This is a genomic window from Pseudomonas sp. R19M (assembly GCF_050312585.1).
GTDB classification, from domain to species: Bacteria; Pseudomonadota; Gammaproteobacteria; order Pseudomonadales; family Pseudomonadaceae; genus Aquipseudomonas; species Aquipseudomonas palleroniana.
Genome location: NZ_JBNPJV010000074.1, coordinates 62,682 through 83,385, shown reverse-complemented (window position 1 = coordinate 83,385; position 20,704 = coordinate 62,682). Strand labels below are relative to the sequence as shown.

23 protein-coding genes and 1 riboswitch are annotated in these 20,704 nt (G+C 60.8%); of the genes, 4 read left to right on the top strand and 19 right to left on the bottom strand.

Annotated elements, in window-relative coordinates; genetic code table 11:
* Positions 1-17: 17 nt before the first annotated feature.
* Positions 18-1,496, bottom strand: a complete 1,479-nt coding sequence (rmuC, locus tag ACQRBT_RS16095; protein WP_412047157.1) for a DNA recombination protein RmuC — start codon at positions 1,494-1,496, stop codon at positions 18-20.
* 61 nt (positions 1,497-1,557) lie between these two features.
* Entirely contained in the window at positions 1,558-1,881 is a 324-nt protein-coding gene (locus ACQRBT_RS16090; protein ID WP_060756072.1) for a hypothetical protein, read from the bottom strand.
* 457 nt (positions 1,882-2,338) lie between these two features.
* Here ACQRBT_RS16090 and ACQRBT_RS16085 point away from each other — a divergent pair, with 457 nt between their 5' ends.
* The 4 genes from ACQRBT_RS16085 (at position 2,339) to ACQRBT_RS16070 (ending at position 5,503) form a co-directional block, all read left to right on the top strand.
* Positions 2,339-2,644: a hypothetical protein gene (locus tag ACQRBT_RS16085; protein ID WP_412047152.1), complete on the top strand. Its 306-nt coding sequence runs from the start codon at positions 2,339-2,341 to the stop codon at positions 2,642-2,644.
* Between the two features lie 442 nt (positions 2,645-3,086).
* On the top strand, positions 3,087-3,311 hold the full coding sequence (locus ACQRBT_RS16080; protein ID WP_060756074.1) for a hypothetical protein: 225 nt from the start codon (positions 3,087-3,089) through the stop codon (positions 3,309-3,311).
* A gap of 279 nt (positions 3,312-3,590) precedes the next feature.
* On the top strand, positions 3,591-4,073 hold the full coding sequence (locus ACQRBT_RS16075) for a hypothetical protein (protein WP_060756075.1): 483 nt from the start codon (positions 3,591-3,593) through the stop codon (positions 4,071-4,073).
* Between the two features lie 146 nt (positions 4,074-4,219).
* Positions 4,220-5,503: an OmpP1/FadL family transporter gene (locus ACQRBT_RS16070; protein WP_060756076.1), complete on the top strand. Its 1,284-nt coding sequence runs from the start codon at positions 4,220-4,222 to the stop codon at positions 5,501-5,503.
* A gap of 64 nt (positions 5,504-5,567) precedes the next feature.
* Here the strand turns inward: ACQRBT_RS16070 and ACQRBT_RS16065 are convergent, their stop codons facing one another.
* The 17 genes from ACQRBT_RS16065 to ACQRBT_RS15985 all read right to left on the bottom strand — a co-directional run bounded on the left by ACQRBT_RS16065 (position 5,568) and on the right by ACQRBT_RS15985 (position 20,696).
* On the bottom strand, positions 5,568-6,116 hold the full coding sequence (locus ACQRBT_RS16065; RefSeq protein ID WP_412047151.1) for a glutathione peroxidase: 549 nt from the start codon (positions 6,114-6,116) through the stop codon (positions 5,568-5,570).
* A gap of 149 nt (positions 6,117-6,265) precedes the next feature.
* Positions 6,266-7,474: an MFS transporter gene (locus ACQRBT_RS16060; protein ID WP_412047150.1), complete on the bottom strand. Its 1,209-nt coding sequence runs from the start codon at positions 7,472-7,474 to the stop codon at positions 6,266-6,268.
* A gap of 54 nt (positions 7,475-7,528) precedes the next feature.
* On the bottom strand, positions 7,529-7,933 hold the full coding sequence (locus tag ACQRBT_RS16055; protein ID WP_060756079.1) for a MarR family winged helix-turn-helix transcriptional regulator: 405 nt from the start codon (positions 7,931-7,933) through the stop codon (positions 7,529-7,531).
* Positions 7,934-7,975: 42 nt separating this feature from the next.
* Positions 7,976-8,704, bottom strand: a complete 729-nt coding sequence (locus ACQRBT_RS16050) for an adenosylcobinamide-GDP ribazoletransferase (protein WP_411985160.1) — start codon at positions 8,702-8,704, stop codon at positions 7,976-7,978.
* 2 nt (positions 8,705-8,706) lie between these two features.
* A complete protein-coding gene (cobC, locus tag ACQRBT_RS16045) occupies positions 8,707-9,282 on the bottom strand; it encodes an alpha-ribazole phosphatase family protein (RefSeq protein WP_412047149.1) in 576 nt (191 codons plus the stop codon).
* Positions 9,279-10,334, bottom strand: coding sequence for a nicotinate-nucleotide--dimethylbenzimidazole phosphoribosyltransferase (cobT, locus tag ACQRBT_RS16040; protein WP_161549113.1), 1,056 nt, complete (start codon positions 10,332-10,334; stop codon positions 9,279-9,281). Before cobT ends, cobC begins: the two co-directional genes overlap by 4 nt.
* Entirely contained in the window at positions 10,331-10,852 is a 522-nt protein-coding gene (gene cobU / locus ACQRBT_RS16035) for a bifunctional adenosylcobinamide kinase/adenosylcobinamide-phosphate guanylyltransferase (protein WP_411985162.1), read from the bottom strand. Before cobU ends, cobT begins: the two co-directional genes overlap by 4 nt.
* On the bottom strand, positions 10,840-12,306 hold the full coding sequence (locus ACQRBT_RS16030) for a cobyric acid synthase (protein ID WP_244699930.1): 1,467 nt from the start codon (positions 12,304-12,306) through the stop codon (positions 10,840-10,842). The genes cobU and ACQRBT_RS16030 overlap by 13 nt, the downstream gene beginning before the upstream one ends.
* Entirely contained in the window at positions 12,303-13,292 is a 990-nt protein-coding gene (gene cobD / locus ACQRBT_RS16025) for a threonine-phosphate decarboxylase CobD (protein ID WP_161549110.1), read from the bottom strand. Before cobD ends, ACQRBT_RS16030 begins: the two co-directional genes overlap by 4 nt.
* A complete protein-coding gene (gene cbiB / locus ACQRBT_RS16020) occupies positions 13,285-14,193 on the bottom strand; it encodes an adenosylcobinamide-phosphate synthase CbiB (RefSeq protein WP_412047148.1) in 909 nt (302 codons plus the stop codon). Before cbiB ends, cobD begins: the two co-directional genes overlap by 8 nt.
* A complete protein-coding gene (bluB, locus tag ACQRBT_RS16015) occupies positions 14,190-14,840 on the bottom strand; it encodes a 5,6-dimethylbenzimidazole synthase (protein ID WP_411985165.1) in 651 nt (216 codons plus the stop codon). The genes cbiB and bluB overlap by 4 nt, the downstream gene beginning before the upstream one ends.
* Entirely contained in the window at positions 14,837-16,156 is a 1,320-nt protein-coding gene (locus ACQRBT_RS16010) for a cobyrinate a,c-diamide synthase (protein WP_412047147.1), read from the bottom strand. Before ACQRBT_RS16010 ends, bluB begins: the two co-directional genes overlap by 4 nt.
* On the bottom strand, positions 16,153-16,764 hold the full coding sequence (gene cobO, locus ACQRBT_RS16005; protein ID WP_060756089.1) for a cob(I)yrinic acid a,c-diamide adenosyltransferase: 612 nt from the start codon (positions 16,762-16,764) through the stop codon (positions 16,153-16,155). The genes ACQRBT_RS16010 and cobO overlap by 4 nt, the downstream gene beginning before the upstream one ends.
* A 79-nt stretch (positions 16,765-16,843) precedes the next feature.
* Positions 16,844-17,091: riboswitch (cobalamin riboswitch) on the bottom strand.
* A 96-nt stretch (positions 17,092-17,187) separates the two neighbouring features.
* Entirely contained in the window at positions 17,188-17,724 is a 537-nt protein-coding gene (locus ACQRBT_RS16000) for a C40 family peptidase (RefSeq protein ID WP_060756090.1), read from the bottom strand.
* A gap of 145 nt (positions 17,725-17,869) precedes the next feature.
* Complete coding sequence (locus tag ACQRBT_RS15995) at positions 17,870-18,499, bottom strand: C40 family peptidase (RefSeq protein ID WP_090369459.1); 630 nt, start codon at positions 18,497-18,499, stop codon at positions 17,870-17,872.
* Between the two features lie 213 nt (positions 18,500-18,712).
* Positions 18,713-19,417 (bottom strand): DnaA regulatory inactivator Hda, encoded by a 705-nt coding sequence (hda, locus tag ACQRBT_RS15990; protein WP_017134884.1) that lies wholly within the window; start codon positions 19,415-19,417, stop codon positions 18,713-18,715.
* A 205-nt stretch (positions 19,418-19,622) separates the two neighbouring features.
* The gene (locus tag ACQRBT_RS15985) at positions 19,623-20,696 is read right to left on the bottom strand and encodes an AI-2E family transporter (RefSeq protein WP_060756092.1); all 1,074 of its coding nucleotides are present in this window, start codon (positions 20,694-20,696) and stop codon (positions 19,623-19,625) included.
* Positions 20,697-20,704 lie beyond the last annotated feature (8 nt).

The following is a 20,704-nucleotide window of genomic DNA, read 5'->3' as shown; positions in this document are numbered from 1 at the left end:
CGGCAGAGGCCGTGCGCTTACTCAGGTAAATGCACCACACCATCGGCATCGGTCATCGCCCTCTCGAGCAAATCCGCCGGCAGGCTTTTACTCGCACGCGCACCGAGCAGTTTTAATTGCTCGGTACGGCTGACCAGATTTCCTCGTCCATCCGTCAGCTTGTTTCGTGCCGCACTGTAAGCTTTATCCAACTGTTGCAGACGGTTGCCCACTTCATCCAGGTCCTGGATAAACAGCACGAACTTGTCGTAAAGCCAACCGGCACGCTCGGCAATCTCCCGTGCGTTCTGGCTTTGGCGCTCCTGCTTCCAGAGGCTGTCGATCACGCGCAAGGTGGCCAAGAGAGTCGTTGGGCTGACAATCACGATATGACGGTCGAAGGCCTCCTGGAACAGGTTCGGTTCGGCCTGCAATGCGGCGGAAAATGCCGCCTCGATGGGCACGAACAGCAACACGAAATCCAGGCTGTGCAAGCCTTCCAGGCGCTTGTAGTCCTTGTCGGCCAAGCCTTTTACGTGATTGCGCAGGGACAGTACATGCTGCTTCAACGCCGCTTGGCGGATCACCTCATCATCTGCAGCCACATACTGTTGATAGGCGGTCAGGCTGACCTTGGAATCCACCACCACCTGTTTGTCGCCAGGCAACATGATCAGCACGTCCGGCTGGAAACGCTCGCCATCCGGGCCTTTGAGGCTGACCTGGGTCTGGTATTCGCGGCCCTTTTCCAGCCCTGCATGTTCCAGCACGCGCTCCAGGATCAGTTCGCCCCAATTGCCCTGGGTTTTCTGGCCCTTGAGCGCACGGGTCAGGTTGGTGGCTTCGTCCGACAGGCGCAGGTTCAGTTGCTGCAGGCGCTCCAGCTCTTTAGCCAGGGAAAAGCGCTCGCGGGCTTCGTTCTGGTAGCTTTCTTCCACGCGCTTTTCAAAGGATTGGATGCGCTCCTTGAGTGGGTCAAGCAATTGGCCAAGGCGCTCCTGGCTGGTTTCGGCAAAGCGCTGTTCACGCTCGTCGAAGATCTTGCCGGCTAGTTCAGCGAATTGCGCGCGCAGTTCATCGCGCGAACCTTGCAGATCCGCGAGGCGTTGTTGATGGCTGTCCTGTTGCTCACGCAGCTCGGCACGCAGCGCCGCCGAAAGTGCGTCGAGACGGCGCAGTTCGGTGTCCTTGGCATTGCGGTCGAGGTTCCAGGCGTGAGCGGCGTCGCGGGCATTATCACGGTCGATCTGCAACAGCTCGACTTCGCGGCGCACGGCGGCGAGCTCCGCTTGCTTGGCGGCATTTGCCTGGCTCAGGTCACTGACCTCATCACGGCTGGCATCCAGCTGGGCGGCAAGTCCTTCCTGGGCCAATTGCGCGTTCGCCAAGCGCTCTTCGAGCAATTCCCAGCCGGCCATGCGCGCCGTCAGCCGCCGCTGAATCTGCCAGCACAGCGCCAATAACGGCAATGCTGCACCAGCAAGACCCAAGGCAATACTGGTCCAGTCTAAAACCATAGCCATTTCTGCCTTCACCGAAATAGAGCAAGGTTAACCAAGCACAGGGCAGGAAGACAGCTCAGTCTTCGACTTGACCCAGTTCGCGTTGAGCACGCCGGTCACCGGCACGCGCCGCCAGGCGCAACAGGTCGTGGCCGATACGGCGGTCGCGGGCGTTGCCGCATTCACGGCACATCAATTGCCCCAGGCGGCTTTGTGCGGCGACCACGCCTTCACGGGCCGGCTGCTTGAGCAAGCGCCCAGCGAAGTGCTTGATGTTGGTGCTCTGCCCCAGGCGCGGGCTATCGAGCAGCCACAAAGCGACCTTCAAGGAGAAGCGCTTGGGTGCGGTAACAGTTTGAGGGGTATCGGTAACAGTGGGTGATACTGAGCGAAACTTCATAAAGCACTGTGGGACAGAACGGAGGGCGCGCCACTCTACTCTTTTTTTCGTACAGGTAAAGCTGAAAAAAACCTGCCGGCCCGTTCTAGAGCAAGCGCTTGGGACAATCCACAGAAGCTGTGGATAACTCAGTGGACAACCTCTCTTTAACTCTCCCAAAGGCCCATGGAATGGGGGCCGCAGTCAAACTGACGATTTTTTCACCAATAAAAAAAAGCGAGATTTTTCATTGACTTAAATTTCCAATACAGGCTAACGAAGCCCCTTGCGGACGGTTGATAAACCGGTTACACACTCCGCAACTAATGTGCACAAGTCCCCTTCCAATGGTTATATCAAGGGAGCTTTTTGGTCCCACACCGCCTGAAAATGTTACCGACAAGGCAGAGCCAGGGACTTTTCAAATCCGTCCCGCCTCGCCACACTGCCCACCGACAACGCAACCGTGAAAGCATCCATGAAAGGCATTCTGTTATTCGCCGTGCTGTTGCTGGCGGTATGCGCGACCTCTTTGGGAATCAATGCAGTATTGCCTTCACCCGACGGCGCGCTGTTTGCCGGCGCCATCCTGCTACCGGCCGCCTTTACCGCGACCAGCCTGTGCATCGAACTGGGCGAAGGCAGGATCAGTGACATGCGCGACGTGATGAAGGTGATCGAAGCCGGCCAGTCCCTACGCCTGACACTGGCGGCTTATGGCCTGGGCTGTGCGTTGGCCGCATCCCTGACCGTACTGGTCTATCGTGGCCTGCTCGGTGCCTGATTGAAGTTTTTCAGCTAGCACACTTCCCTTCCTTGTTTCAATCCGTTACTATCCGCGGCGTTAGTACCAAGCTGAAAGTCAATTCTGGTCGAACAAGTCCCCTGAAAAACACGGGATCGACCACCTCGATGGTTTCCAGGTATCACTTGCGACGACACTGCCTTTGAACAAGCAAAGGGTGCCGCCAAGTCTCAATACTCTGACCGAACCAACCTGCAAATTGATCAGGATCTTCACCCCGGGCCCAGAACCTTTGCCCTTGTTGTGTCGCCTGCCCTCCTAAGTACCTACCTGCCAGCCCAAGCGCGCCAAACTTATCAGCGCTTCAACTGGCTGCTTTGTTCCAGTCGGGTTCTTCGCTTGATCAATGGTGATCAGCGTTACTGGAACGTTTTAACGTTGCACGGTTCTTATCCGTGTCATTTGTAGGAACACCAATAATATGAACACTCAAATCCACACTCAGGATGCCATTCGCACCCTCACTAACGCTTTTGCCCCAATGAACTGCCTGATCATGGCTGCTCGCAAAGGCTGCTTCAGCTTCACTCTGGTCAACGAACACGGCATCGCACGTCACAGCGAACGCCTGTACCCCGATCAATACTCCAGCGCCGAACCGCTGCAGGCTGTGATCGATCGCACCCGTCAGGCATTGACTGCCTGATCGACCCAGGTCGCTGAAATACAAAAACCCTGTCTGACGGCAGGGTTTTTTATTGCCTGAAATTCGGTAGTTGAGCTTTTATACTAAGTTCAAATAGATATAAACGTTATAACTAAATGAAGGAAATATTTTAAAAACAGTCCTTTACATCGCAAATATGACACTACACTTCAACTCAGGCGGCATGATCCGCTTCCGACGGGGCCTGAGATCCAATTCACCGCTGCCAAGCCCTCCTCTCTCAGGCCTCGTCATCCACTTTCATGGATTGAGGCTTGTATGGGTATCGCCGCCAGCGAATTGTGTCGTTATGTGATCCGGCCGACGTTGATGTACCTCGGTCGCCATGATCCGACAGCCGAATCCCTGCTGCTGGGCATCGCCGCCAGCCAATCGGAACTGGGTTCCGCCCTGCATGATCGGCGCGGCCACGGCCTATACAGCATCACCGAACCTCGGCACCGCGCCCTCTGGGACGACTACCTGGCACTCGACCCCGAACGTGCCAGCCTCGTGCGTGGGCTGGCCAGCCAGCATGCATTCCTGAGCGCCCCGCAGCTGGAGCTGACGGTGAACTTGCGCTACGCCACGGCAATCGCCTGGTTACTGGTGGAACAACACAGCCCAGCCCTACCCCCGCCAGGTGATGTATTGGCGATGGCGCGTATCTGGAAAGAAATATTTCACCCTCAAGGCCGGCTGCGGGATTTCACCCGTGCGTGGCAAACCTGTGTTTCACCCATGAATCAGGTGACTTGTTGATCAGGCGTTTTGCAAGATTCGGCTAAAAACGGCGAATCTGGTCGGATTGTCCTACAAAACCGCTCTATCTCCTGATTTACGGCCTATAGCGCTAACTCAAATTTATTGCTACTTTCCGCAGCGGTGATCACCACGGAGTTCTAATAATGAAAAAAGTAATGCTCAAGACCACACTTAGCCTCGCCGTTACCATGGCATCTTCCCAACTGTTCGCAAGCGGCTTTGCCTTGAACGAGCAAGACGTTGCCGGGATGGGTACGGGTTTCGCAGGCCGCTCTTCTTCTGCGGATAACGCAAGCACTGTCTACGGTAACCCTGCTGGTATGGCTCGCCTGCAAGGTCAGCAAATCACCGGTGGTGTTGCTGCCATCGATGCCTCCACCGATATCAAAGATGCCGGCGGCCGTTCTTTCGGCAGCAACAAAGGCGACATGGTGCCGTTCACAGGCGTCCCATTCGGCTTCTACACTAATAAACTCAATGATCAGTGGGCCATCGGCTTCGGTGTGTATGCACCGTTCGGCCTGGTGACTGATTATGAAAGAGGGTTCCAGGGTCGCTCGTTCGGCAGCTACAGCAAAGTGTCTGTCATCACCCTGCAGCCGACCGTCAGCTACGCCTTCAACGACCGGGTTTCCATCGGCTTTGGCCCGACCATCAACCGGATTTCCGGCAAACTGGAATCCGAGCTGGCCCTGACGCCAAACCCAGCCGTCCCGAACACCAACGTCACGATCAAAGGCGACGATACTGCTGTCGGCTTCAACGTTGGTGTGCTGGTACAAGCCACCGACACCACGCGCGTGGGCCTGACTTACCACTCCAAAGTCAGCTACAAGCTGGAAGGCCACACCGAAGTGAGCGCGCCGACACCTACCGCTGCGCTGTTGGCCAGCGGTAAATACGACGCCTCGTTGAAAATCGACACGCCCGAGTCCTACGACCTGTCCGTCACCCAGGACATCAACGATGCCTGGAAAGTCTATGCCGGTAGCACCTGGACTCGCTGGAGCCGTCTGAAAGACATCACCGTCAACAACGAAGGCGTCACCCGCGCCGGTGGCCTTGCAGCACCGCAAATCGTGGGCTCTATCTCCGAGCCGCAGAACTGGCATGACACCTGGGCATACGCCGTGGGTACGTCGTACCAGGTTACCAAACAAGTGGTACTGCGTACCGGCCTGACCTTCGACCAGTCGCCAACCAACAACACTGACCGTTCGCCACGTATTCCTACCGGCGACCGTACGATCTTCAGTGTGGGCCTGGGCTATGAAGTCATGCCAAACATGATGGTCGACCTGGCTTATTCCTACCTCAAGGAAGAGCCGGTCAAGGTCAACAAGACCAACGCTCTGGGTTCGTCCTATAGCGCCAAGTACGAAAACAGCGCCAACGGCTTCGGCCTGGGCGTGACGTACAAGTTCTGATTCACGCTGTATAAAAAAGCCCCGCTCTCCCGTAAAGGAGGCGGGGCTTTTTCGTGGCCGAAGATCAGGGTTTGGACGCCAGCGCCTGCTCAACCGCCTTGATCAGATCCGGGCTGTCCGGCTTGGTCAAACTGGAAAAGTTGCCGATCACCTTGCCTTGTCGGTCGACCACGTACTTATAGAAATTCCACTTCGGCGCGCTGCTCTGTTGCGCCAGGATCTTGAACAGGTGCACCGCATCCGGGCCTTTGACTGTCTGCGGGTCGGTCATGGTAAAGGTCACGCCGTAGTTCACGTAGCAGACCTTGGCCGTCTCTTCGCCGGTCTTGGCTTCCTGCTTGAAGTCGTCGGAAGGCACGCCAATCACTTCCAGCCCCTGGCCCTTATAGCGTTGGTACAAGGCTTCAAGCCCTTTGAATTGCGGGGCGAATCCGCAGAAGCTGGCGGTATTGACGATCACCAGGGGTTTACCAGCAAAGCGCTGGCACAAATCGATGGACTCCTTGGCCCGCAACTTGGGCAATTGCCCCTCAAGCAGCGCCGGGCAATCGGCAGCCATGGCCACACTGCCAACAGCCATCAAGACGGGTATAGCGAGCCAGCGCATCAACATGTCGAAGGTCCTTGTTCAGTTCAGACACCGAACTTAACAGATCGCCATGCCTAACTGCATCAACGCCAAGCCGCCGTTCTGCCAGCCCCACCAGGCCAGCAACAGCAGGAATACACCTGCCGCCACTGCCAAACACCGCGCCGTTACACTCATGCTGTCCCCATTTGTGCTTCCAGCCGCGCCACCGGCCGTTCACGGACCGGCCAGTTCAGGGCCGCAGCGAGCAGGCTCAACAGGATAGCCACCTGCCAGATCAAATCGTAGTTGCCCGTCCGATCGTAGACCACGCCGCCCAACCAGCCACCGAGGAACGAACCGAGCTGATGGAACAGGAACACAATCCCGCCGAGCATCGACAGATTTCGCACACCAAATAGCGTCGCTACCGTGCCATTGGTCAGCGGCACGGTCGACAACCACAAGAAGCCCATGGCCATGCCAAACAGGTAAGCCGTGACTTGGGTCACCGGCGCCCAAAGGAACAGCACGATGACCACCGCTCGCAGCAAATACAACCCAGTGAGCAAGCGCGGCTTGGACATGCGCCCACCGAGCCAACCGGCGGTGTAGGTGCCAAATACGTTGAACAGGCCAATCAGCGCCAGCACCGTGGTGCCTACGGTCGCCGGCAAGTGCTGATCCACCAGATAGGCCGGCAGGTGCACGCCGATAAAGACCACCTGGAACCCACAGACAAAGAAGCCGAAGGCCAGCAGCCAGAAGCCGGAATGGGAGCAGGCTTCACTCAAGGCTTCGCGCATCGTTTGCTGGCCGGCCAGGGTGGGCAGCGGTTTGTCCTTGAGCATCGCGACCAGCGGCAGGATCAACGCCACCATCATGCCCAGCGTCAGCAAGGCGGCCGACCAGCCCAGCCAGCCGATCAAACCCAAGGTGCCCGGCACCATAGCGAATTGGCCAAAGGAACCTGCGGCGCTCGCAATGCCCATGGCCATACTGCGTTTTTCCGGTGGCACGGCGCGCCCCACCACCCCCAGAATCACCGAGAACGAAGTGCCCGACAGCCCGATACCGATCAACAACCCCGCGCTCAGGGACAACGACCACGCCGAATCGGACATGCCCATCAGCACCAGGCCGACGGCGTATAACACGCCACCGAAAAACACCGCCTTCGTCGCGCCAAAACGATCGGCCAAGGCCCCGGTAAAGGGTTGCGCAATGCCCCAGATCAGGTTTTGCAGGGCGATAGCGAAGGCGAACGTCTCACGCCCCCAGCCGAATTCGGTGCTCATCGGCCCCAGGAACAGGCCGAAGCCATGCCGTACGCCCAGGGACAACGCCAGGATCAGCGCACTCCCCAACAAAACCCAGCCACTGGTGCGCCACATCGTGGTCATTTCTTATTCTCCGCTCGCGGGTATATACCCGCTTGTATTCGAACAAACTCGCTTTCAAGCGAGTTCGTCCAGCAAGGCCAACAAGGTTTCGCGTTTTTGCGCACCCAGTCGATCGATCAGTTTCTGCTGCGCCGCCTCCCAGGCCGGCAAGGCGGCGGCCAGTCGTTCCTCACCCGCCGCAGTCAGCAGCACCAGGCGGTTGCGCAGGTCATCGCCCTCGACCAACTGCACCAGCCCTTCCCCTTCCAGCACTCGGAGATTGCGCCCCAAGGTGCTGCGATCCAGCCCCATGGCCTCGGCCAGGCTGGAAATACTCGGCTGGTCGAGACGTTGCAGGTTACACAGCAGAGAATACTGGGCGACGTTGATCCCGAAGCCGTCGAGAGCGCCGTCGTAATGCCTGCTGACGCCACGGGCGGCACGTCGCAGGTTGGTGCATAAACACTGGGAGGCAAGCATAGAGCGTGTATATACCCGGGATTAAGAAAATGCAAGAAAGTGTTACAGCACCAGCGCGATCAGAACGGTCATTTCCAGTAGCTCCAGCAGCGCCCCGGCGGTGTCGCCAGTGGTGCCGCCCAGCCGGTTGACCATCAATTGGCGCAAGCCGAAAAAGCTCAGCGCAGCGATTAAAACGGCTACGCCGCCGCTGAAGCCGCCGATCAGCAGGCAGGCCAAGCCACTCAGGATAAGTACTTGCTGGCCGACGATCCGCGGTAAATGATCCGCCAGCGCCTGCCCCAGACCGCCGGCACGCACATAACGCGTGGTCAGGAACAACGCCAGCATCGAAGCCCGCCCGATCAACGGCGCGAGAATCAGCGCCACGCCATTGCGCTGCTCAATCAAGGCCACCAAGGCGGTGAACTTGAGCATCAGCACCAGACCCAGCGTCACCACGGCAATCGGGCCGCTGCGTGGATCTTTCATGATGGCCAGCGTGCGCTCGCGGTCGCCGAAGCCACCGAGCCAAGCATCTGCGCTGTCGGCCAGGCCGTCCAGATGCAAGCCGCCACTGAGCAACACCCAGGCCGTCAGCAAAAGCGCGGCGTGCAATAACAGCGGCGCGCCCATCAGCGCGATATTCAGGCCCCACAACAGCAACCCGAACAGTAAGCCCACCAATGGATAAAACAGCAGCGAACGCCCCAGCTCCTGAGGCTGCGGCATGCCTGGCAAACGAATCGGCAGGCTGCTCAGAAATTGCAAAGCGATCCAGAACGGCAGCATCGTCAGGCTCCTTCCGTCAACACGCCATCGGCCGCCACGTGCAGGCTGAACAATCCAGCGTGGCCGACTTCGACGTTCAGCAACTGTTCCCGAGGCAAACCGCGCGCCTGCGCCAGCAGCAGGCGCATCACACCACCATGGCTGATCAGCAATACGCGCTCGCCGGCATACGCCTGATGCAAGCGTGAGACGGCGCCGAGCACCCGCTTGGAAAAGTCGCTGACCGGCTCGCCCTCAGGCGGCGTGAAGCGGTACGGGTCGGCCCAGAACAGGCCCAGCCCTTCGGCATCGGTTTGCATCAGCGCCGCCGCGCTCTGCCCTTCCCAGGCGCCGAAGTGCAACTCTTGCAGATCCTTTTCCAGACTCACCGGCAGATTGAGGCGTGCGCCCAGCTCCTGCGCGAACAGCGCGCAACGCTGCAATGGGGAACTGATCAACCGATCCCATGGGCCCCGCTCCACCACGGCGCTGCGCATCTGCTCCCAGCCCTTGGCGGTCAGCGCGTCGTCCAGGCTACCGCGCAGGCCACCGCCCAACTCGGTTTCGCCGTGGCGCAGCAGGTCCAGGTACAAGGTCATGCCGGGCGGTCTGCCACAGCGGCTTCGGCAAAGGTCGCCATCTGCCCATGCAGCGCGCAAGCCAGGCGCAACAACGGCACCGCCAGCGCCGCGCCGCTGCCTTCGCCCAGGCGCAGACCCAGCGCCAGCAACGGTTGTGCCGCGAGGCTTTGCAGCACCGGCCGATGGCCCGGCTCCGCTCCCCCATGGCCGAACACCAGCCACTCCCGGCACGCCGGGTTCAGGCGCGTGGCGACCAATGCGGCAACCGTGCAGATAAACCCATCCACCAGCACCGCCACGCCCTCCTGGGCACAGGCCAGATAGGCACCGACCAACGCTGCAATTTCAAACCCGCCGAGGTTGAACAGGGTCTGCAATGCATCGTCACGCTGATCGGCATGCAATGCGAGTGCACGCTCGATGACGGCGACTTTATGGCTGACCCCCTGGGCATTCAGACCGGTGCCCGGGCCTGTCAGGTCACTCACCCGGCAATCGAGCAAGGCACACGCCAAAGCGCTGGCGGCGGTGGTATTGCCGATGCCCATTTCGCCGCCGATAAACAATTGTGCACCGCCTTCCAAGGCACGCCGGGCGCTGTCACGACCCGCTTGCAGGGCCAGGCGCCCTTGCGCTTGAGTCATCGCCGGGCCGCTGACGAAATTGGCCGTGCCCGCACCAATGTTCAGGTGGCGCACGCCGGGCAAATTCAGCGAGGGCGTCACGGTGCCGAGGTCGATCACTTCCAGCTGCGCATCCAACTGCCGCGCCAGCACGCTGATTGCCGCGCCGCCGGTGACGAAGTTGTGCAACATCTGCCCGGTCACTGCCTGCGGGAACGCCGACACGCCTTCGGCTACCACGCCATGGTCACCGGCGAAGATGGCGATCCACACGTGATCCACCGAGGGTTTGAGCTGGCCTTGCAGGCCGGCCAACTGCACCGCCACAGCCTCCAATTGGCCGAGGGAACCGGCCGGCTTGGTCAATTGCTGCTGGCGTGCCAGCGCTTGTTCATGCGCAGAGGCATCGACGGCCTTGCAGGGGTTGAGCCACCAGGTGTCAGTCATAACGCAGTACCTTTCAACGTCAGGGGCAAGCCGGCAACCGTCAGGACAACGCGCTGACACCGCTCGGCCAAGGCTTGATGCAGCCAACCGGCTTCATCCACATAGCGGCGAGTCAATTCGCCCAGCGGCACGACACCCAGACCGGTCTCGTTGCTGACAAAAATGATTTCCCCCGGCAGAGACGCCAGGGTTTCCAGCAACTGTTCGCGCTCATGCACCAGGCGCTCGGCATCTTCGAGCATCAACAGGTTGGTGAGCCACAGCGTCAGGCAATCCACCAGCAGGCAGCGCCCGGGCGCGGCGTTTTCGCGCAACACCCGCGCCAGTTCGACAGGCTCCTCGATCAAACCCCAGTGCACGGGCCGCCGCTGGCGATGCTGGGCGACGCGCTCGCTCATTTCACCATCCAGCGGCTGGCTGGTGGCGATATAGATGACGGACAATCGGCTGTCGGTGGCGAGCTTTTCAGCAAGGCGGCTTTTGCCGGAACGGGCACCGCCGATAATCAGTTGGTGCATGCTGCCACTCCACATAAAGTGCGCAATAAATCGGTATCCAGGTGCTGCTCCACCAGATCCGCCAGACGCTCGATATCGCGCTCGCGCAGGGCGTGGTAATCCACGGCTTGCACGTCGACCAGACCGGCCCAGCGCAGCAAGGCACTGCACGCGGCGGGCGTCTCGAACAGGCCATGCAGATAGGTGCCGAGAATCTGCCCGTCCGCACTCTGGGCACCGTCATGACGACCATCGTCCAGCAACACGGCCGCTTTCGACAGCGCATCGCCGGACGTCACCCCCGCATGAATTTCATAACCACTGACCTCGGCGTCTTCCAGCAACAAGCGCCCGCGCACGTTGCGCAATTGCTTCTCGGCTGCCAGCGTCGTGCTGAACGCCAGCAGCCCCAAGCCCTCGCTGGACCCGGCCGGCCCTTCCAGCCCGAGCGGGTCATGCACCTGCTCGCCGAGCATCTGCAGGCCGCCGCAAATCCCCAACACCTTGCCGCCGTAGCGCAGATGCCGGGCCACGGCAGTGTCCCACCCATTGGCGCGCAGATACGCCAGGTCGCTGCGCACACTTTTGGAGCCCGGCAGGATGATCAGGTCGGCCGCCGGGATCGGCTGGCCCGGCCCGACAAATTGCAAGTCCACCTGAGGGTGCAGGCGCAGGGGGTCGAAATCCGTATGGTTGCTGATGCGCGGCAATACCGGCACCACCACCTTGAGCACTTGGGCTGCCTTGTCGATCTGGCGCGAATCAATGCCATCCTCGGCTTCCAGGTGCAGGTCCATCACGTAGGGCAGCACGCCCACGACCGGCTTGCCGGTGCGCGCTTCCAGCCAATCCAGCCCGGGCTGCAACAACGCGATGTCGCCGCGAAAACGGTTGATGACAAAACCCTTGACCCGGGCCTGCTCGGTGGGCGACAGCAGTTCCAGGGTGCCGACCAGATGGGCGAACACACCGCCGCGGTTGATGTCGGCGATCAACAGCACCGGGCAATCCACCGCTTCGGCAAAGCCCATGTTGGCGATGTCATTCGCCCGCAGGTTGATCTCCGCCGGGGAGCCGGCGCCTTCCACCATCACCACTGGGTAGGCGGCGCTCAACCGTGCGTGAGAGGCCAGCACCGCTTGCATCGCGATGGCTTTGTAGTCGTGATAGGCCACTGCATTCATGCTGGTCACGGCGCGCCCCTGGATGATCACTTGGGAGCCGGTGTCGCTATTGGGTTTGAGCAGCACCGGGTTCATGTCCGTGTGCGGTGCCAGGTGGGCGGCCTGGGCCTGCACTGCCTGCGCGCGACCGATCTCGCCGCCTTCGGCCGTCACCGCGCTGTTGAGCGCCATGTTCTGTGGTTTGAAGGGTGCCACCGCCACGCCCTGGCGTACCAGCCAGCGGCACAGCGCGGTCACCAGCGTACTTTTCCCGGCATCGGAAGTGGTGCCTTGCACCATCAGCGTACTCATGCGGCTTCCTTGTAGGCCGTCAGGGCAGCATCGAGTCGCAGCCAATCCGCATCGGTGTCAGGCAGGCCGAAACGCAGGCTGCTGTCGTGGACAAACAGGCGCAACAAGATGCCGCGATGAGCCATGAACGCATGCAGGCGTTCTGCGTGCGGTGTGATCAACCACTGGAACAACGCGCAGCCGCCGTGCGGCTGAAAACCATGACGCTCAAGCAGCTCATACAAACGTCGGCCGGCGTCGATGCACCGTTGACGCTGACGCGCGTGCCCGGCGCTGTCACGCAGGCACACCTGGCCCAGCACGCGTGTCGGCCCGCTGACCGTCCAGGGGCCAAGTTGCTCGGCCAATAACTTGAGCAATTTGCGTTCGGCCAGTACGAAGCCCAGGCGCACACCGGCCAGGCCAAAGAACTTGCCGAACGAGCGCAACACAATCAGGCCAACCTGATCGGCCTGCCCCGCCAGGCTCAGTTGCGGGGTAACGTCCATGAACGCTTCGTCCACCACCAGCCAACCGCCGCGCTGGGCCAGGCGTGAATGCCAGTCCAGCAGGCGTTGCGGGGCCAGGCTCAGGCCGGTGGGATTGTTCGGATTGACCACCACCAGTACGTCGAGGGCATCCAGGAAAAAGTCGACTTCCTGCTCCTGCACCTCGCGCACCACATACCCGGCGCGGCGCCAGGCTTCGGCGTGCTCGGCATAACACGGCGACAGCACGCCGACCTTACCGGTGCGACGCAGGCGCGGCAGCAATTGGATCGCCGCCTGGGAACCCGCCACCGGCAGGACATGCGTGGTGCCGTAGTACTCACTGGCCGCCGCTTCCAGGCCATCATCGGTTTCCGGCAACCGCGCCCAGGCCCGCAGCGGGATCTCCGGGATCGGCCACGGCCAGGGCGCCAGGCCACTGGACAGGTCGAGCCAATCGGCTTCGGCAATTCCGTACTGAATCGCTGCCTTACGCAGCCGACCACCGTGCTCAAGCATAGAATTGCGCCCCCGCGCAGAGAATCAGCAGCCATAACCATACGCCGCGCTGCACCAGTTGCCAGCCACGCTCGATGGAATCGGCATCGGCCGCCGGGCCTTCGCCCAACGGTGGACGCTGATGCAACTCGCCGTGATAAATCGCCGCGCCGCCCAGTTCGACACCCAATGCCCCCGCACCGGCCGCCATCACGGGCCCCGCATTGGGGCTGTCCCAGGTTCGGCCCTGGGTGCGCCAGCATTTCAGCGCCAGACGGGTTTTGCCCAGCGCGGCGTAAGTCAGTGCCACCAGGCGTGCGGGAATATAGTTGAGTACATCATCGATCTTTGCGGCCGCCCAGCCGAAGCGCTCGAAGCGTTCGTTGCGATAGCCCCACATGGCATCCAGGGTATTGCTCAAACGGTAGAGCACCACGCCCGGCACACCGGCCACCACGAACCAGAACAACGCGGCGAACACCGCGTCACTGCCGTTTTCCAGCACCGACTCGGTGGCGGCGCGGGCGACTGCGGTGGAGTCCAGCTCACTGGTCTGACGGCTCACCAGGTAACTCACGCGTGTACGCGCCTGTTCCAGGTCATCACTGCGCAACGCCTGGGCCACCGGCATCACATGCTCGCCAAGGCTGCGCATGCCCAGTGCACAGTACAACGCGAGAATCTCCAGCACCCAACCAATGTAGGGCGCCCAGGACAACGCCGTGGCCAGCACGGTCAGCGGCACCACTGCGAGACACCACGCGGTCACGCCATGGCTGCGCCAGCCACGGCCACCGGTATTGAAGCGCTGCTCGATGCGCCCGGCGAAATTGCCGAACGCCACCAGCGGATGCCAACGCCTCGGCTCGCCCAGCAACGCATCCAGCGCCACCGCAGCGACACACAGCAAGGCCACACTCATTGACTCACTCCCCACACATTTTCATACAGCATGTCACTCAGCGGCCGTGGTTCGGTCCAGCCTTCGAGCTGCAACATAGGCGCCGGGTAGAACTCGGTCACCGGCCCCAGGCACAGCACCGCCAAGGGTTTCGCGCCGGGCGGCAGGCCCAGCAGTTCGGCCAGGGCTCGGGGCTCGAACAGCGAGACCCAACCCATGCCCAAACCTTCGACGCGGGCCGCCAGCCACAGGTTCTGGATCGCGCAGGACAGCGACGCCATGTCCATTTCCGGCAAGGTGCGCCGCCCGAAAATATGCCGCTCGCGGTCATCCATCAACGCTGCCACCAAGACTTCGGCGCAGTCGTGGATGCCTTCGACCTTGAGCTTCATGAATTCGTCGGAGCGCTCACCGAGGGCCTCGGCGGTGCGCACGCGTTCGTCCTCCACCAGTTGTTGAATCTGCCCACGCAGGGAGCGGTCGCTGATGCGGATAAACCGCCAAGGTTGCATCAGCCCGACACTGGGCGCCTGGTGCGCGGCCTGGAGCAAGCGGTGCAACAACTCAGGGGCGACCGTGCCGCCGCTGAAGTGACGCATGTCGCGACGTTCGGCGATAACGCGGTAGACCGCGTCGCGATCGGCCTGGGGGAAAGCGTTGTCACTCATGGTGTGGTTGCGACCTCGACATCGGGCGCAAACAGCGCGGCAACGGCTTGGGGGTTGGACGGAAAGTAGAAGTGTACGTACGAAGCGGTCATCCGCCCCTGACGATAAACCGCTTCGGCGCCGCGCCCACCATTGGGGCTCAAGCCTCGAGCAATCGGCTGCCACTGGGTGCTGGTCAGGGAATGGTGATAGGTGTGGCCGCGCAGCACCCCCTCCGGCAAGTCGACACTTTGCAGGGCCAGGGCGGCGAGTTTCTTTTGCATCACTGCGTCACCCTGCAGCAGGCCGACCAGTTCGACGCGGGTGCCCTCAACGTCCGTGAGCGAGTCCAGCAGGTAGAGCATCCCGCCGCATTCGGCGAGCAAAGGCTTGCCGGCAGCGTGGTGGGCGCGGATGGCGTCGAGCATCGGTGTGTTGTCCGACAGCGCGCGGTGGTGCAGCTCCGGGTAACCGCCAGGCAAGTAGAGGCTGTCGACGTCAGGCAATTCACGATCGTGAATCGGCGAAAAGAAGCATAGCTCGGCGCCCATCGCCCGCAGCACGTCAAGGCTGGCGCCATAGGTGAAGGCGAACGCTTCGTCGCGGGCCACGGCAATACGTACGCCGGCGAGCAGCGGTTCGGCCTCGATCAGCTCCGGAGCGGCAAAGCTCACCGGCGGCGGCAAAGCCACCTCGCAGCTGCTGCCCAGGGCCTGGGCGGCAGCATCCAGGCGTACATCCAGGTCATTCAATTCGCTGGCTTGCACCAGCCCCAGGTGACGGCTGGGCAACTCGATCCCGGTTTCCCGGGAGAGTGCGCCGTACCAGCGCAGGCCCTCAGTGAGACTTCCTTCAAGCAGTTGCGCATGGCGCAGGGTTCCCACGCGGTTGGCCAGCACGCCGGCGAACGGCAAGTCGGGCTGGTAACGCGCCAGGCCCAGGGCCAGGGCACCAAAGGTCTGAGCCATGGCGGTGCCGTCGATCACGCCCAGGACAGGCACGCCGAAGTGACGGGCCAGGTCGGCGCTGGACGGGGTGCCGTCGAACAGGCCCATCACGCCTTCGATCAGGATCAGGTCGGCCTCCCCCGCGGCTTCCCACAGTAGACGACGACTTTCCTGCTCGCCGACCATCCACATGTCCAACTGATAGACCGGCGCACCGCTGGCACGCTCGTGGATCATCGGGTCGAGAAAGTCCGGCCCGCACTTGAACACGCGTACCTTGCGCCCCAGGTTGCGGTGCAAACGGGCGAGCGCGGCGGTGACGGTGGTTTTGCCCTGGCCGGACGCCGGTGCGGCAATCAACACGGCCGGGCAATGACGGGGCTGATTCAAAGTTCGACGCCCTTCTGTGCCTTGATACCGGCCTGGAACGCGTGCTTGAGCATGCCCATTTCGGTGACGGTGTCGCCCATTTCGATCAGTTCAGGCTTGGCACCGCGCCCCGTCACGACCACGTGCTGCATCGGCGGGCGGGCTTGCAGGTCGCTCAGTACCTGATCCAGGTCGAGGTAGCCGTGCTTGAGGGCAATGTTCAACTCATCCAGCACCACCAGGCCAATGCTCGGGTCTTGCAGCATTGCGCGGGAAACCGCCCAGGCAGCCTCGGCAGCGGCGATGTCGCGCTGACGGTCCTGGGTTTCCCAGGTAAAGCCTTCGCCCATCACATGAAAACGCACTTGTTCGGGGAAGCGGCGGAAGAACAATTCCTCACCGGTGCTGTTACGCCCCTTGATGAACTGCACCACACCGCATTGCATGCCGTGGCCCATGGCGCGAGCGAGCATGCCGAACGCCGAACTGCTTTTGCCTTTGCCGTTGCCGGTCAGCACCAGCAGCAATCCGCATTCGTTGGGGGAATTGGCAATCCGCTCATCGATGACGGCTTTTTTGCGCAGCATGCGCGCCAGGTGGCGTTCATCGCGGTCAGGGGAATCAGTCATGGCAGCTCTCCGTTGGGGCTGAACAAAAACGGCGGGCAGAAAAAAGACCAAACAGACAGCCAAGCATCGCCCACCGTGATGCTGTTGGATGTTTCAGGCCGGTCTCCGGGCTCATGAGTGGCGCTCTACAAAAGAGCAAGCCGACGTTGCGCCTTCCCATATCGCGGGGCGATACAGTGGCAAAAGGCAGCGTCTTGACTCATTTACCGTTGCGGGGGCAGCGCCGGGATCGCGGCAGCACTGTGTACAAGTGCGCTCACTCACCGGCTTCCCTGTTTCACCCTGTCGACCCCTAGGTCACAGAGCACCTGGAACAAGCCGCGAAGGTTAGTGGGTTGGGGGTGGAGCGTCAATTAAAGCTGGCCGGACAAGCCAAAGCGGCAAGCGGGCATTGCACCCGCTTGTTGCAGCGTTAGGCGGTGTTTATGGATTACGAGCCAGGTTTGCCGGCAGCACGCGCTTGGCACTCAAGTAGGCATTCTGCCAATACGCTTTGGCCAACGTATCCAGCTTCACCGTACCGCCAGTCTGTGGGGCGTGTACAAAACGCCCCTCACCCACATAGATGCCGGCGTGGCTGACCTGGGAACCGCCACCCGTGGCGAAAAACAGCAGGTCACCGGTTTGCAGGTTTTCCTCACTGACATTCTGCGCACGCATCACGATCAATTCGCGGGTGGTACGCGGCAACGAGATGCCCGCCGCATCACGGTAGACGAAACCGATCAGGCCACTGCAATCAAACCCGGAATCCGGCGTGTTGCCGCCCCAACGATAAGGCGTGCCGACCAGGCCCAGCGCACGGAAGAGCACGTCTTCGGCAGCTGGCGAGAAACTCTGTGTGGAGTAATTGAACACCGGCTTGGGCTTGACGGCCACTGGAGCGGGTGGTGGGCGGCTTGCGCAGGCGCTGAGGAGCGCGGCACAAACAAGCAGAATGAGGCGGGCTGAGGTCGACATGGGCAGAACAATCCTGGTCTGGATGCGGCTTTTCGCTGCCGAACGCTGAAAACCAGAACGCGCAAGCAAAGCTTGCGCGAACGGATTCCAACAATATCCAGGGATTCTAACGCTTACACGTCAAACTTCAAGTATCACTTTAACTTTACTTGCTAGCGGTAACCGTAGTCGGGGCCATCGCGAGTGCGCGCTTGGCTTCGATGAAGGTTTTGCTCCAGTAGCTGTCACCCAGGCTGTCGACGCGAACACCACCGCTGCGACGGCTGCTGGAGTGAATAAACTGGTTATCGCCCAAGTAGATACCGGCGTGGCTGACACGACCACGACCCGCTGTGCTAAAGAAAAGCAGATCACCCGGCTTGAGGTTGTTGCGTGCGACCAACGGTGCATTCACGTTGATCATTTCGCGCGTCGAGCGTGGCAGGTTCATGCCGGCTTCTTCACGAAACAGGTAGCCGATGAAGCCGCTGCAATCGAAACCGGCTTCAGAGGTACCGCCGAAACGGTAACGGGTACCGATCAGGGACATGCCGCGTTCAAGAATGCTGTCGGCCAGAACTGGGAGCTGGTAAGGCTTGTTGCCGGCGAAGTCGGCCAGTTCCTTTTCGGTTGCCACTTCTTCTTCATAGACAGTCGAAGACTGGGAAGCAACGAATTTTGCCTGGGACTGCTGTTGGGTTTTGTGCTGCTCAGCCACTTGTTGAGGGTGGGAGGCGCAACCAAACAACAGGGTAACAAGTGCGAGGGGCACGAGGGGTGCGAAGCGATTTAGCATGGGCACGACCGTGGCTGATGTGTAAAGAAGTCGAGACTATGCCCTCTATCACATCGATTTGCAAATTCAATCGTGTTCTATGTGACTTCTTGTTTTGACCATGACATCTAAGCCCTTAACACCCCATACCTGCCTTTTGCGCGGCCAAAGTGGCCAAGACGCAGGTTTTCTGGCGCCTGAAATATGCCGAAAGCACCGAAATGACTGGGCTGGCTACCAGCCAAGGGTTTCTTTGAGGAAGGGGATGGTCAGCTTGCGCTGGGCTTGCAAAGAGGCTTGATCGAGCTGTTCGAGCAAATCGAACAACGCGCTCATGCTGCGGGTGCCACGAGTGAGGATGAAGTGCCCGACTTCGTCGGTGAGGTGCAGGCCGCGACGGGATGCACGCAGCTGCAAGGCCCGCAGTTTGTCTTCGTCGGACAAGGGGCGCATCTGGAAAATCAGCGCCAGGGTCAGGCGTGATTTAAGGTCGGCCAGCTTGACCGGCAACTCACGCGGCGATGTAGAGGCGGCAATCAACAAGCGCCGGCCACTGTCGCGCAAGCGGTTGAACAGGTGAAATAACGCCTCTTCCCAGTCCGCCTTGCCGGCGATCGCTTGCAGATCATCCAGACACACCAGCTCGTACTGCTCAAGATGGTCGAAGATCCCGATACCACGGTCCATCAACTCAGCCAACGGCAGGTACACCGCCGGCTCCCCCATCTGCTCGAAACGCAGGCACGCGGCCTGCAACAGGTGAGTACGCCCCACGCCGTGCTTGCCCCACAGATAGATCAGGCTTTCAGTCCACCCGGCGTCGGCTTCGCAGAGCCGCTCGACATAGCCGAGTGCAGCGGCATTGGCGCCTGGGTAGTAGTTGATAAAGGTGGCGTCATCACGCAGACGCACCCCTAGGGGCAGCTGAATCGGTTTCATGCTGACTGAACGGCTCCAAACGAACCGTGAGTGGCCTCTGTGTAAAGTTTGCAAAGTTTATACCCGTGACGCCAGGCGCACAATGCAGCAGACAACAAGCAAAATCAAAGGTTTGCGTCAGCCTGGGGCTGTTTGCGCAAATTGTTTGACACCCTGCCTCCCAGAAACAACAAACCCGGCCAAGGCCGGGTTTGTCATGCAGAGGTTACAGCTCAGGATCTTCGACCCCCGTGTACACATCGGAATCCTTGTACAGATCGTGCACATGACGCACCAGCACCATGATCACCGCCGCCACCGGCAGCGCCAGCAAGATGCCAGTGAAGCCGAACAGCTCACCGCCCGCCAGGATCGCGAAGATCACCGCCACCGGATGCAGGCCGATCCGGTCGCCTACCAGCAATGGCGTCAATACCATGCCTTCCAACGCCTGACCCACCATGAACACCGCTACAATCCCCAGCATCGGGTACAAGTCACCGCCAAACTGGAACAGCCCTGCCACCAGCGCCGAACCAATCCCGATCACAAACCCCATGTACGGCACGATGGCCGCCAACCCGGCGATCAAGCCGATCAACAGGCCGAGCTCCAGACCAATCGCCATCAAACCCGCCGCGTAGATGATTCCGAGCGCGAGCATCACCAACAACTGACCGCGCACGAACGCGCCAAGCACCTCATGGCACTCGTTCGCCAGGGACACAATGCGCTCCTCACGATCACGCGGCAGCAGGCTGCGGATCTTGGCCATCATGATGTCCCAGTCGCGCAGCAAGTAAAACGCCACCACCGGGATCAGCACCAGGTTGGTCAGCCAACCAATCAGAGCAAGGCTGGAGGCCGTGGCCTGGCTGAGCACCGCACCGACAATATCGGTGGTCTGCCCCATATGCTCACTGATTGCCGCCTTGACCTTGTCGAACTTCCAGAAGCCATCCGCCAGCCCCAACTTGGCCTGGGCCCACGGCATCGCCGTGTGCTGCAACCAGTCGAGCATTTGCGGCGCCAGTTCATACAAGCGAAACAACTGCTTGGCCAGCATCGGCACCAGCACCAGCACCAATGTGGTGATGATCAAGGTAAACAGGACAAACACCGTCACCACACCCCAGGTGCGCGACATGCCGACTTTCTCCAGGCGATCCACCACGGGATCGAACAGGTAAGCGAGCAGCAACGCGACCAGGAACGGCGTCAGGATCGAATGCAGCAGGAATACAAAAACGCATAGCAGGACAATCCCGCCAAGCCACACCCAACGACGCGTATCCGCCATACACCACT

What these genes read in the sequence shown, in the direction of transcription:
- rmuC (WP_412047157.1), bottom strand. Translation starts at nt 1,496, where the DNA reads ATGGTTTTAGACTGGACCAGTATTGCCTTGGGTCTTGCTGGTGCAGCA.
- ACQRBT_RS16090 (WP_060756072.1), bottom strand. Translation starts at nt 1,881, where the DNA reads ATGAAGTTTCGCTCAGTATCACCCACTGTTACCGATACCCCTCAAACT.
- ACQRBT_RS16085 (WP_412047152.1), top strand. Translation starts at nt 2,339, where the DNA reads ATGAAAGGCATTCTGTTATTCGCCGTGCTGTTGCTGGCGGTATGCGCG.
- ACQRBT_RS16080 (WP_060756074.1), top strand. Translation starts at nt 3,087, where the DNA reads ATGAACACTCAAATCCACACTCAGGATGCCATTCGCACCCTCACTAAC.
- ACQRBT_RS16075 (WP_060756075.1), top strand. Translation starts at nt 3,591, where the DNA reads ATGGGTATCGCCGCCAGCGAATTGTGTCGTTATGTGATCCGGCCGACG.
- ACQRBT_RS16070 (WP_060756076.1), top strand. Translation starts at nt 4,220, where the DNA reads ATGAAAAAAGTAATGCTCAAGACCACACTTAGCCTCGCCGTTACCATG.
- ACQRBT_RS16065 (WP_412047151.1), bottom strand. Translation starts at nt 6,116, where the DNA reads ATGTTGATGCGCTGGCTCGCTATACCCGTCTTGATGGCTGTTGGCAGT.
- ACQRBT_RS16060 (WP_412047150.1), bottom strand. Translation starts at nt 7,474, where the DNA reads ATGACCACGATGTGGCGCACCAGTGGCTGGGTTTTGTTGGGGAGTGCG.
- ACQRBT_RS16055 (WP_060756079.1), bottom strand. Translation starts at nt 7,933, where the DNA reads ATGCTTGCCTCCCAGTGTTTATGCACCAACCTGCGACGTGCCGCCCGT.
- ACQRBT_RS16050 (WP_411985160.1), bottom strand. Translation starts at nt 8,704, where the DNA reads ATGCTGCCGTTCTGGATCGCTTTGCAATTTCTGAGCAGCCTGCCGATT.
- cobC (WP_412047149.1), bottom strand. Translation starts at nt 9,282, where the DNA reads ATGACCTTGTACCTGGACCTGCTGCGCCACGGCGAAACCGAGTTGGGC.
- cobT (WP_161549113.1), bottom strand. Translation starts at nt 10,334, where the DNA reads ATGACTGACACCTGGTGGCTCAACCCCTGCAAGGCCGTCGATGCCTCT.
- cobU (WP_411985162.1), bottom strand. Translation starts at nt 10,852, where the DNA reads ATGCACCAACTGATTATCGGCGGTGCCCGTTCCGGCAAAAGCCGCCTT.
- ACQRBT_RS16030 (WP_244699930.1), bottom strand. Translation starts at nt 12,306, where the DNA reads ATGAGTACGCTGATGGTGCAAGGCACCACTTCCGATGCCGGGAAAAGT.
- cobD (WP_161549110.1), bottom strand. Translation starts at nt 13,292, where the DNA reads ATGCTTGAGCACGGTGGTCGGCTGCGTAAGGCAGCGATTCAGTACGGA.
- cbiB (WP_412047148.1), bottom strand. Translation starts at nt 14,193, where the DNA reads ATGAGTGTGGCCTTGCTGTGTGTCGCTGCGGTGGCGCTGGATGCGTTG.
- bluB (WP_411985165.1), bottom strand. Translation starts at nt 14,840, where the DNA reads ATGAGTGACAACGCTTTCCCCCAGGCCGATCGCGACGCGGTCTACCGC.
- cobO (WP_060756089.1), bottom strand. Translation starts at nt 16,764, where the DNA reads ATGACTGATTCCCCTGACCGCGATGAACGCCACCTGGCGCGCATGCTG.
- ACQRBT_RS16000 (WP_060756090.1), bottom strand. Translation starts at nt 17,724, where the DNA reads ATGTCGACCTCAGCCCGCCTCATTCTGCTTGTTTGTGCCGCGCTCCTC.
- ACQRBT_RS15995 (WP_090369459.1), bottom strand. Translation starts at nt 18,499, where the DNA reads ATGCTAAATCGCTTCGCACCCCTCGTGCCCCTCGCACTTGTTACCCTG.
- hda (WP_017134884.1), bottom strand. Translation starts at nt 19,417, where the DNA reads ATGAAACCGATTCAGCTGCCCCTAGGGGTGCGTCTGCGTGATGACGCC.
- ACQRBT_RS15985 (WP_060756092.1), bottom strand. Translation starts at nt 20,696, where the DNA reads ATGGCGGATACGCGTCGTTGGGTGTGGCTTGGCGGGATTGTCCTGCTA.